We start from the raw sequence: 10558 nt of genomic DNA on the forward strand, positions 1-10558 counted from the left end.
TGCCTGGGGAGGTTTTAAGAGTCTCCCACTCTACCGTGCGCCTTTCAGGTCGCACAAACCATGTCATCGGCGTACCGAATACTGGTATGTATATCTTTAATTCCGTCTAGTGCCACATTTGCTAGTAGAGGGCTGACCACACCGCCTTGGGGTGTTCCTTGCTCCGGGAATTCCGGATTGATGCCTGCTTTTAAGCATCTGAAAATCCCCTGTTTCAGACATGTAGGTGCTAACAATCTATCCATGATGGAGCTGTGGGAAATGCGGTCGTTCGCGAAGCGTGGCCTACGGCCAAAGCATTTCTTTATGTCTAGTTCTATGATTCGCTTATTTATACCGTTACTTGTAGACCTTAAGTTAAGGAATAGGCATTTTTGTGCGTCTTGGGCACATCTGCCTGTCCTAAACCCGTAGCTACGGGCATTAAACTTGGCCTCGTGGGCTGGTTCTAAGGCGAATTTGGCGCTTACTTGCCATGCACGGTCGGCTATGGTTGGTATTTTTAACACTCTTACTTTTCCATTCTTTTTAGGTATTGGAATTTCACGAAGCCGGTTATGTTTCCAGTCAGTCCCATAATCGTTCAGTGTTTCCACCAATTCCATGCGTTCTTGGTAATTGAGGCTTGACTTGCCATCAATTCCAGCCGTTTTTTTACCTTTATTTAGCTGTGTCACTTGACGGACGGCCAAAAGTTGCGCTGAACGGGATTTTAGTATCAGTTTCTGTAATGACTTGACTTTCTTTAAGTCACCAGCTTGAACTGCTTTATACACGCGCTTCTGTAGGCGGAATAGGTTTTGGCGGAGTTTCTTCCACTTTTGCCCCTTCCACAGGTCACTAAATCTATATGATATGTGTCTACCCATACTCTCCTAAGGTTTGTGTATTTCTGAATACCCGCAGCCAGTTTCTGACTGCATCCTACCCGGTAGTGGGGATTAAGTTTGACATAACTTACCGAAGGTTCGACCTTTCCTTCAGACCTATTTTTGCTACCGTTTTTACTTGTTCCACCTGATAGATTCTTTTGGCGACTATAGGACAGTCCAATTTGCCTATTCCCTCCTCGGAGTTTACAGCTATCTTTGGAAAATGCTGTGAGGATATAAGGAATGAAGTCTCGCATTTTAACAGATTGCGGCTTGCGACTAAGACACTTTTTCAGGACTTTTGCTACTGTTATCCATATCGCCTCCCTCTTAGCGGCAGTGTGGCTAATCTGTTTCACCTCTGATTCCGCCCTGTTGCCAGCTTCACTCTGCTAGGATGTCGCCTGCTCGGTGTGGCCAGATAAGGAGTCTACTGTCTCTTCAGCGGTGGGGTTTTCACCCACATCCGTACAGGTAGTTAGGTTTGTGATTTTTATCACGCGCCCCCGAGTCATACCCTACTCTATTATGAGTAGCTCCTACTCGGAACAAGCCGCACTCCAAAGGTCGCTATATCTATTGGACATGCGTCTACCCATGCTCTCCTAAAAGTTTGTGTACTCTGGATACCCGCAGCCAGTTTCCGGCTGCATCCTACCCGACAGTAGGGATTAAGCTTGACATAGCTTACTAAGGTTCGACTAGTCCTTAGACCTATTTGCTGTCGTTTTTACTTGTTCCACCTGATAGATTGTTATGACGGTTTAGGACAGTCCAATTTGCCTACCCTCTCCTCGGAGATTACAGCTGTTCGTGTTATAACGCTGTGAGGATTAGAGGGTGAAATCTCGCATATCTTCAGATTGCGGCTTTGGGGTAAGACACTTTTTTAGGACTTTTGTTAATCTATCCGTATCGTCTCCCTTTTAGCGGCAGTGTGGCTAATCTGTTTCACCTCTGATTCCGCCCTGGTGCCAGCTTCACTCTGCTAGGTTGTCACCTTGCTCGGTGTGGCCAGATAAGGAGTCACATCATCTCTTAATGGGGTGGACTTTCACCACCATCCATCAGGTAGTTAGAGTTCGGGGTTTTCCCCGCGAATCCCCTAGTCATACCCTGCCTGGGATAGGCAGCTCCTACTAGGAACAAGCCGCACAACACGACCCCATTAAACCTGGTAAAATTGTCCCCGTTTCTTTCCCCCAACAGGGTTCCAGTAACAGAGTCAACTTGCGACGTGTAGCTAGGCTGAACTTCCGTAACAACCGACCCAGTCCAATCAGCCCATTTCTGTAAGGAGTCCCGCATTTTCCCTTTCATCCAGCTATTAAGCTTACGGGACATAGCTTTGGACTGGCGTTTATTTTTTATTGGTTGTGTTAAATCTTCCGCAAAAACTAAGAGTGATTCACCATTAAAAAGAGACTTGGAGGCCGCTCCTATTATGGCAGTTAGTTCGGCTTGGTTCTGTCTGTATCGCTTGTTTTCTGTTTTTCTAGTTAGGTTGTTTTTAAGGATACGAGCAGATTTTGCTGGAGCAAGTTTTTCTAACTTTCTATGTATCGCCCAAAGCTTTCCTCTATTACGATTCTTGGCACAGATGCGATCGGACTTTTTGGTAGCCGCTTTGCCCAAATTTTTGCCATGCGCTTGGCCATTTGAATCATAGAAAGCCTCTGTGTACCCTTTGTCTATCCCGATAGGGTGGCGGTTAGCGGGTACTTCCACTGTTCCATAATCTACTAAGAAGTGAATTTCAAATCTTTGTAGAGTGTGATTGTGGATTAATCTAATCTGCCCGTTTATTTGGCGATTAGATCTGACGGTTATTCTGTTTCTTTTTCCTCTTCTTAATCCAGCTAGTTCTAGCTGATAAGTGTTACGGGAGAGCCTCCTGCACTTATAGCCTATTTGTTGATAGACTATCTGGTTATTGACCCAGGAATGACCCCTTTTAAACTCCTTTATGACCAGCCTATGCAGCAGTGGGTTCTCCAGAAAAGCCAAGGTCTTAAGCTGTTTACAAAGCTCCTTTCTTGTCTTTTGATTGTCTTTCCCAGGAAACCTTTTATAAATTTTTATTACAACGGCGTCGATACAAGCTGCTTGGCTCGCTGTGATAGCCTTCGCTACATCGTTTACAGTCCAATCCATCAACTTGGCAGGCAATCCCAGAGTATCGGGAGTCCTGAAACTCTTCACTTCCGGGATGGCCTTTTTCCAGTCCAGTCCCCAATGGTTAATGCTGCCTAGTTTATTGTAAGACTCAGACCTGACAATTCCTAACTTTTTCATCGTAGACAACAACTCAAACTCTACCGACTTAGTCATCCCCACTACGGGGACAACCTGAGTCGATATTTTCTTTGTTGCTCCTACTTTTCTTGGCATTGTTAACTGAGTGTGTCCTACATCTTAAGTATACTCTAGCGCTAGTAAAATGTCAATGTCGGTTTTATACAGTTAAATACTGTTTTATACCTATTTATTGGGGTTTAGTTGCGGGACTTGATCTTAAAATTCCAGAAAGGGTGCTTGCGTGATCGCATCTAAGTCAACAGACTGCAATAATTTCACCCAATCCTTGATCACCAGGTCATTGCTAGAATTTTGCTGACGTAGCTTAGCTAGAGCATTAAGGGTATCATACCAGATCCCTGATCTGGCATAGATAATCGCTTTCTGTTCTAATGTCGCTTGGTCTAACTGATTATTGAGGGATGGGTTGAGTGACATCCGTTTTACCCAGCCTGTCACTACAGGAGACCCCAGTCGCTCACATTGAACCACAAAGTACCAACGATACTGTTTACCAACCTCAAGGGAGGCGACTGTTGATGGAAGTTCGATGCCTACTACACTTGGTGAGGACGATGAGGCAACAAATTTAGTCCAGTAGATTTCGTTATAGTTTTCATCTTGTAGCACAAACTCCAAAGGCAAGTCGGGTGTCAGGGCATAGGGAACATAAAACCAGAAGGTGGGATGAGAAACAACGGTTAAGCCGAAAACCGATTCTGATGGAATTTGACCCTCACTGGCCATGCTGGGAGTAGCAGGAACCAAGGCAGTCAAAGGTGGCTCGACTTTTGGACATCGCCCACGGCTTGCCGCTGCTTTTCGTTTACCAGGTACACCTCGTTCCGGTACATTTGGTGGCACCCAATCTAGACTGATGCCTAATGGCTGTGGATTTCTTGAAGTAATTCGCTCTTGGTCTAGGTGCTTTTGAGCGATTTCTGCTGTTGGGGAACGTTGATCTGAGTCCAACCGGGAATTGCTAGGATTAGCTGTTGAAATACCTGGTAAGGCAATAGAGCTACTAAAGCTGACAATTGCTAATGCAATTCCTAAGATTGGCGGTGCTAACGGTAGTTTTATCTTGCTCATGATTCATAAAGAGTAATTTTTAAGGAATGTTTCCTTGTGATTGGTCAGGTGATTGGTCAGTTGTTACTTACTATCCCTAGTTTTTTGGATCTCGTTGCTACCCTCATTATCACTCAACTGAATGAACTATCTAATTTTTTCTACTGACCAGTGATTATTTTCTATATCTAGTTTGATCTACAATCGAGTAATTGACGAATCCAAAATTGAAAAATAGTTCATTTTCAGGACTTACGTAGCTACTGTACCTGGTGAATTTAGACTATTTTGTAGCAAAAAAATAGTATTTTGTCAACTGCCTTTTGATAGAAATGGATAGTTCACAGTTCCGGTAATTCATCCCTAGATCAAATCTATAATTTAGCTGGGGATGAATGAGTAAATACTATTAGGAGTCAAGTTTGGTGGCGGATATGAAAATTTACCAAAAATCTTTTTTTAATCAAAAACTGTTTAGCATCCTCTTGTTGCTAAGTGTGGGAGTAACATTACTCAGTAGCTGCTCCCCTAACAAAATGGAGAAGTGCAAGCTGATTGAGGTTGAACCCAGGGAAGTTGAGCTAGACATCAAAGACACTGATATTGAAGGATGGGAATTGGAGGTACTTTGTGGTGACCAACTTTGGGACATCCCATGGTCAGAAATTAATCGCCACTTTAAGATTGACCTGAAGAAGTATTACTCGAAGAATCCACAAGCAGCTCAACGGCAGCTGCAACGACTGGAGCAACGACTAGTTTTGTATAAACCAGACAACAAGAGGGGAAATATCCTATACGGTTCTTTGGATGGTAATTCAGAGTTAGTTGGGGTGAAGGCGAAAAAAGATGATTAAGATTCAACCTGCATTAAGCCCAAGTCTCACCCCCAATACAATCTCTAATGTCTACTGACCCTTATGCTTGGCTAAAGCTATCCCTGGCCACGATTGAGAAAGCCAATTGGTATCGTTCAGTACAAAGTCTACAAAGTATGCCTGGTGCTGTGGTGCAACTGGAAGGGCGAGAGGTGATTAACTTTGCTAGTAATGACTATCTGGGACTGGCAGGCTCACCTCCTTTAATCGCAGCAGCAGTTACTGCTACTAAGGACTATGGTACTGGCAGCACTGGTTCGAGATTACTTACTGGACACCGGGAACTCCATAGACAATTGGAAAATGCGATCGCATCTCTCAAACAAACTGAAGATGCTATTATCTATAGCTCTGGGTATTTGGCAAATATAGGTACGATTGCGGCGTTAGTAGGGAAACGGGATTTAATCCTAGGGGATCAGTACAATCACTCCAGCCTGAAAAATGGGGCAATTTTGAGTGGTGCCCAGGTAATCGACTATGAGCACTGCAATATGGCTTCTTTGCAGGGTCAACTGATTGAATACCGACAACAGTACCGTCGCTGCTTAATTGTTACTGATAGCGTCTTTAGCATGGATGGTGATTTATGCCCCTTGCCTGAGCTATTAGGGTTGGCAAACCAATTTAATTGTATGCTCCTGGTGGATGAAGCCCATGCTACGGGAGTTTTGGGCGCTACAGGGGCTGGGTGTGTGGAACATTTTGGCTGTACTGGAGAAACGATTATTCAAGTTGGCACCCTCAGTAAAGCTTTGGGGAGTTTAGGAGGGTATGTTGCTGGTTCAGCGGTTTTAATTGATTTCCTCCGAAATCGTTCTCCTAGCTGGATTTACACCACTGCCTTATCTCCAGCAGATACTGCAGCAGCATTGGCAGCAATCCAAATTGTCCAACAAGAACCAGAACGCTGCGCTCAACTGAGGAATAATGTAGAGACTCTCAAACAGTTAATTACTCAACAGCTGCCTAATCTCAACTGTTTGCCCTCTGAGTCACCTATCCTTTGCATTTCCATAAATAGTGCTACTGAGGCTCTTGCTGTTGGCGAAACTTTGAAAGCAGCTGGTATCTTTGCCCCTGCTATTCGTCCTCCGACAGTGCCTACGAGTCGAATTCGGATCTCAGTTATGGCAACTCATACATTGGATCATTTCGAGCAGTTAGTTGCTGCTTTGGAGACCTGTGAGAGTTCAAAATAGGTAATAAAACACGAGTTGGATAATCTCCTCCACAACTCACCTTCAAAGTAATAATCTGAGCATCGATCAATCGGCTTTCACTAGGGAAAGCCCCAGTGCCGGAATTCACTGGATAAGCGGGAAAACAAGCCCCACTTAAGCTCAAGCGCAACTGATTCCCTTTAGCAATACGCACACAAGTTGCCTGCAATCTAATCCGCCACGGATTAGTAGTATTGTCCCCAGGATTGACCCGTCTATATCCCTGAGTGATATTGTAAACCCTGCCATCAGGATGGACTTCTGACAACACTGCACAGATATCAAAACTGGGAGTATCAGCGGTGCAAAACACCTCAAACACCACATCCCCTACCAAATGTAAATCTTCTGCTAATGGTTCAGAGGTGTAGGTTAAAACATCTGTGCGACAATCTATGGCAGTGCGATCGCATGAACCGACTGGCATCCCTGCATGACCCCCCATGGCTGGAACTGGACGCCAAGGGTCATGAACTAATAAATCACAGGATAGATCACAGGTATACTGGATTTGGGATACTCCCTGTGTCTCCGATGGCTGTTGCATGTCTTGAGACTCTTCTGGGACTAATTTTCCAGAATCTTCCCTGACACTGGCTAAACCGGAAGTTACCAGATAATAAGATTTCTGATTGCCATCAGGCCAACTATCAAAATAACGCCACCGATTAGTTCCCATCTCAAATAGACAAACAGGCGGTTGCTCAACCACGTTGGTATCAATTCCCTTGAGGAACTGGTCAAACCAACGCACTTGCAAGGCATCAACGGGACTATTCGCCTGGAGACCATAATCTACTGCTCCCACTTGACGCCCCCAAGGCAGGTGCGCCCAAGGTCCAATGATCAGATGCTGGGGCGAACTGGCATCAGATGCCATATCCTTATATAAATGAAGTGTCCCTCGCAAAAATGGGTCAAACCATCCGCCAATGTGTAACATGGGCATGTCTACATCCTGCATCATTCCCTTGGGAGATAGTTTTTGCCAGTATTCATCTGGGTGAGGATGGTCTAACCAGTCGTGATAAAAAGAGTCTGGTGCTAAGTCTTGGAGAATTTGAGGGCGAGCCGGAATTAGGTCATACAGGGGTAAATTCCGAGATGCTGCATACAGCAGTTGATAGGCTTGCTCATCTGACCGCAATCGTGCCGTTTCTGTTGCTAATTGTATCGCCCAACCCAGATTAGCTTGTAAACAAAACGCTCCTCCCTCATAGGCCCAATCGCTGTATAAATCATAGCCAATCATCGCTGGACAGATCGTTTTCAGAGCCTTGGGATAGCTTGCAGCAGCGTACAGTTGAGTCATCCCCTGATAGGAAAAGCCGTACATGCCCACATCCCCAGTGCTACCGGGTAAACTTGCTGCCCAGTTAACACTATCAAAGCCATCTTCGACTTCGTGGGCAAACAAATCAAACTTACCCTCGGAAGTGCCCCTCCCCCTGACATCTTGAATCACTACAATGTAACCCTGGGCAGCATACCAAGTGGGATGAGCATAGACTACCGTAGATGCGATCGCTCTTCCATAGGGTTGCCGCATCAGCAACACCGGAAACTCACCAGCACTATCGGGACGGTAGATATCCGCATCCAGCCGCACTCCATCCCGTGTTACCATTGATGCCGTTTCTTGTTTAACCTTCAACCTTCCAACCTGCTACCTGTAACCTCTAGTCACCCCAACATAGGGATAGCTACAAAATTCATCAACAAACTTACTAGAATCACCCCAACGATATTTAAAACTAATCCTACCTTAACCATGGTAGAAATTGGGAAATACTCCTGAGAGTAAACAATTGCATTGGGAGGAGTTGCCACTGGCAGCATAAACGCGAAGGAAGCAGAAATTGTGGCGGGCCACATCAACAAAGCAGGTGATACATTTATAATCGGTGCAGCAGTAGCTAAGATAGGTATGATCACAGCTGTGGTTGCTGTATTCGAGGTCACTTCTGTTAAAAATGTGATAAATAGACAGATGCAAACCACCATTAAAACCGTTGAAAGTCCCTGCAATCCAATTTGTAAATTATCCCCTAGTAATTGAGACAAACCTGAGGCAGCAAACCCTTTAGAAATTGCAATTCCACCCCCCAATAGCAGCAATATTCCCCAAGGAATTTTCACAGCCGTTTCCCAGTCTAGGAGGTTGATTTTATCCCCCGTCTCTGTTTTCACAGGAAGTATAAACATGATCACAGCAATTAGGGCAGCCACACTGGAATCATGAACAAAGTTAGCCACCCCCAGATAGCTTGCCCAACCCGTTAACGTAAAGGAACCGATGGTGATATCTGCCCGAAAAATCCACAACAATGCTGTTAACCCAAATAAAATGGCAACGTATTTTTCTCCCTGAGACATTTTACCCAGTTTCTGGACTTCTTTGTCTGGAATTTTAAAATAGTCTGAGGATAAACTGTTATTATCAAGCTTGACTGTAATTTTAGTTAAATAGATCCAAGTTAACAATATAAATATCAAAACAGCTGGCACTCCCACCATCATCCATTGATAAAATGTAATGGGGGTATTGTCTGGAAAATTTTCTTTTAATTGTGCCAGAAATATCAGGTTAATTGGTGTCCCGATCGGGGTTCCAATCCCACCAATATTAGCTGCGTAGGCAATTCCCAGCATTAGGGAAGTTCCCAGAGTTTTACCTACATCAATATTGGGATTGGCAAGAGCCGTTTGTTCAATGATAGAGATAGCTATTGGCAGCATCATCAAGGTGATAGCTGTATTCGATATCCACATCGACAATACTGCTGTTGCTACCATGAACCCCAAAATTACCCTAGTTGGTTGGGTACCAACAATGCTAATAATGTAGAAAGCAATCCGCTGATGTAGGTTATATTTTTCAACCGCTTTAGCAATAAAAAAAACTGTCATCAATAACAAGACTACGTCAGAAGCATAGGCGGAAGCAACCTCTTCAGCAGAAATAATTCCTAAAAAGGGGAATAAACCCAAGGGAATAATGGAGGTGGCGGCAATCGGGATAGTTTCAGCAATCCAAAAAATTGCCATGAGAAGCGTTGCTCCTAGCATTCTCACAGCAGTTGGTGGTAAATTTTCAGGAAGTAATGCTGGAAAAAATGAAAGGAGCCAGAATAAGGTAAAAATACTAACTCCTAAGTAAAAGCTTTTTTTCATCAACAGGAATTACGCAGTAACTCTACTTCTAGTAGTAAGATGCTTTCTTAACGAAGCCTACACTATAAGTGAGTTTGGAGTCCAGTTTTCCGTAAGTCCTGTTATTGCTGGATTTAACAGGTTTGGTATTTACTCTGGGATTTTACTAAATACGAAGTGATTAACAGTCCCAGATATCCAGCTATTTAGTTATTCAACATAAATTTTTCAACAAGCTACTAACATATCTTGACGCCCAAGCACTCTCATATCCTCTTCATCGAATTCAACCGGTGTACCACTGCGAACTAGTTCAGCAAAGTCCTCATTAGGCACCATCCAGCACAGGGTATACAAACGCTCAGTGCCAGTATTTCTAATTTCATGAATTCCTGTAGGCGGAACTAATAAGGTATCTCCAGTCCGCAGCGTAACGATTTTGCCATCACAGCTGGCTAACCCTTGACCCTTGAGGATATAGAACATTTCTACTCCAATTTGATGATAATGGAGCGGAGTCTTTCCTCCTGGCTCAAAAATCTCTACACAAAACGTTATTGAAGCATTAGCACTGTCTGGATCGAAGACAATGGCTAAGCGATTTTTATCCTGGGGACTAATACGATAAGCTTGGTAGTCTTTGGGAGACCTAACTACGGGAATCATGCAACGATTATCCATGGTTGAGTTATTACTATTGAGGGTTGACTGTTGAAAATTTAATTGATAACTTAATTAGTTAAGTGCTTTGAGAGTTGTCGGAGAATCGTTGACCAACTCAAAGCCAAGGATTGGTTAGAATTGTAAGTGGTAACTTTTAGGGAATAATCTTAGTCAATAATCTAGTAAGATAGTCGCCGCACAGTCTTAGACTAGTTGCAGTCTACTTTATCTACCAATCCCTAGCTATTAAATTTAATATTATCTAAATTTTTGTTGGGCGATTGACTTAATCTGGGACAGTTTGTAAAGAAATATGAAATAGCCCTTGAATTCCCCTAAACCCCACGGGAGCATCCCATTTTGGAAAAAAGGGAAAACTTATTCGCGAGTTATGCTCGCG

Annotated in this window: 7 protein-coding genes and 1 pseudogene; 2 read left to right on the forward strand and 6 right to left on the reverse strand. The window is 43.9% G+C overall.

What is annotated here, in order from left to right; all coding sequences use genetic code 11:
* Window positions 1–56: 56 nt before the first annotated feature.
* The 3 genes and pseudogenes from AC4II3_RS27835 to AC4II3_RS27845 form a co-directional block, all read right to left on the reverse strand.
* A pseudogene (locus tag AC4II3_RS27835) lies at window positions 57–869 on the reverse strand (reverse transcriptase N-terminal domain-containing protein); the annotation flags it as partial.
* 1041 nt (window positions 870–1910) lie between these two features.
* Window positions 1911–3263, reverse strand: coding sequence for a nuclease/transposase family protein (locus AC4II3_RS27840; protein WP_488014245.1), 1353 nt, complete (start codon window positions 3261–3263; stop codon window positions 1911–1913).
* 123 nt (window positions 3264–3386) lie between these two features.
* On the reverse strand, window positions 3387–4262 hold the full coding sequence (locus AC4II3_RS27845; RefSeq protein WP_488014243.1) for a DUF928 domain-containing protein: 876 nt from the start codon (window positions 4260–4262) through the stop codon (window positions 3387–3389).
* A gap of 515 nt (window positions 4263–4777) precedes the next feature.
* On the opposite strand from AC4II3_RS27845, the gene AC4II3_RS27850 reads away from it, so the two are divergent.
* Both AC4II3_RS27850 and bioF read left to right on the forward strand, forming a co-directional pair.
* Window positions 4778–5098 (forward strand): hypothetical protein, encoded by a 321-nt coding sequence (locus tag AC4II3_RS27850; RefSeq protein WP_490722970.1) that lies wholly within the window; start codon window positions 4778–4780, stop codon window positions 5096–5098.
* Window positions 5099–5145: 47 nt separating this feature from the next.
* The gene (bioF, locus tag AC4II3_RS27855; RefSeq protein ID WP_488014239.1) at window positions 5146–6321 is read left to right on the forward strand and encodes an 8-amino-7-oxononanoate synthase; all 1176 of its coding nucleotides are present in this window, start codon (window positions 5146–5148) and stop codon (window positions 6319–6321) included.
* Here the strand turns inward: bioF and AC4II3_RS27860 are convergent.
* From AC4II3_RS27860 to AC4II3_RS27870, 3 genes are all read right to left on the reverse strand, one after another.
* Window positions 6248–7969, reverse strand: a complete 1722-nt coding sequence (locus tag AC4II3_RS27860) for a CocE/NonD family hydrolase (protein WP_488014247.1) — start codon at window positions 7967–7969, stop codon at window positions 6248–6250. The genes bioF and AC4II3_RS27860 overlap by 74 nt on opposite strands.
* A gap of 56 nt (window positions 7970–8025) precedes the next feature.
* Window positions 8026–9516, reverse strand: coding sequence for an SLC13 family permease (locus tag AC4II3_RS27865; RefSeq protein ID WP_488014237.1), 1491 nt, complete (start codon window positions 9514–9516; stop codon window positions 8026–8028).
* A gap of 207 nt (window positions 9517–9723) precedes the next feature.
* A complete protein-coding gene (locus tag AC4II3_RS27870; protein ID WP_488014235.1) occupies window positions 9724–10176 on the reverse strand; it encodes a cupin domain-containing protein in 453 nt (150 codons plus the stop codon).
* Window positions 10177–10558 lie beyond the last annotated feature (382 nt).

This window comes from Moorena sp. (genome assembly GCF_982860115.1).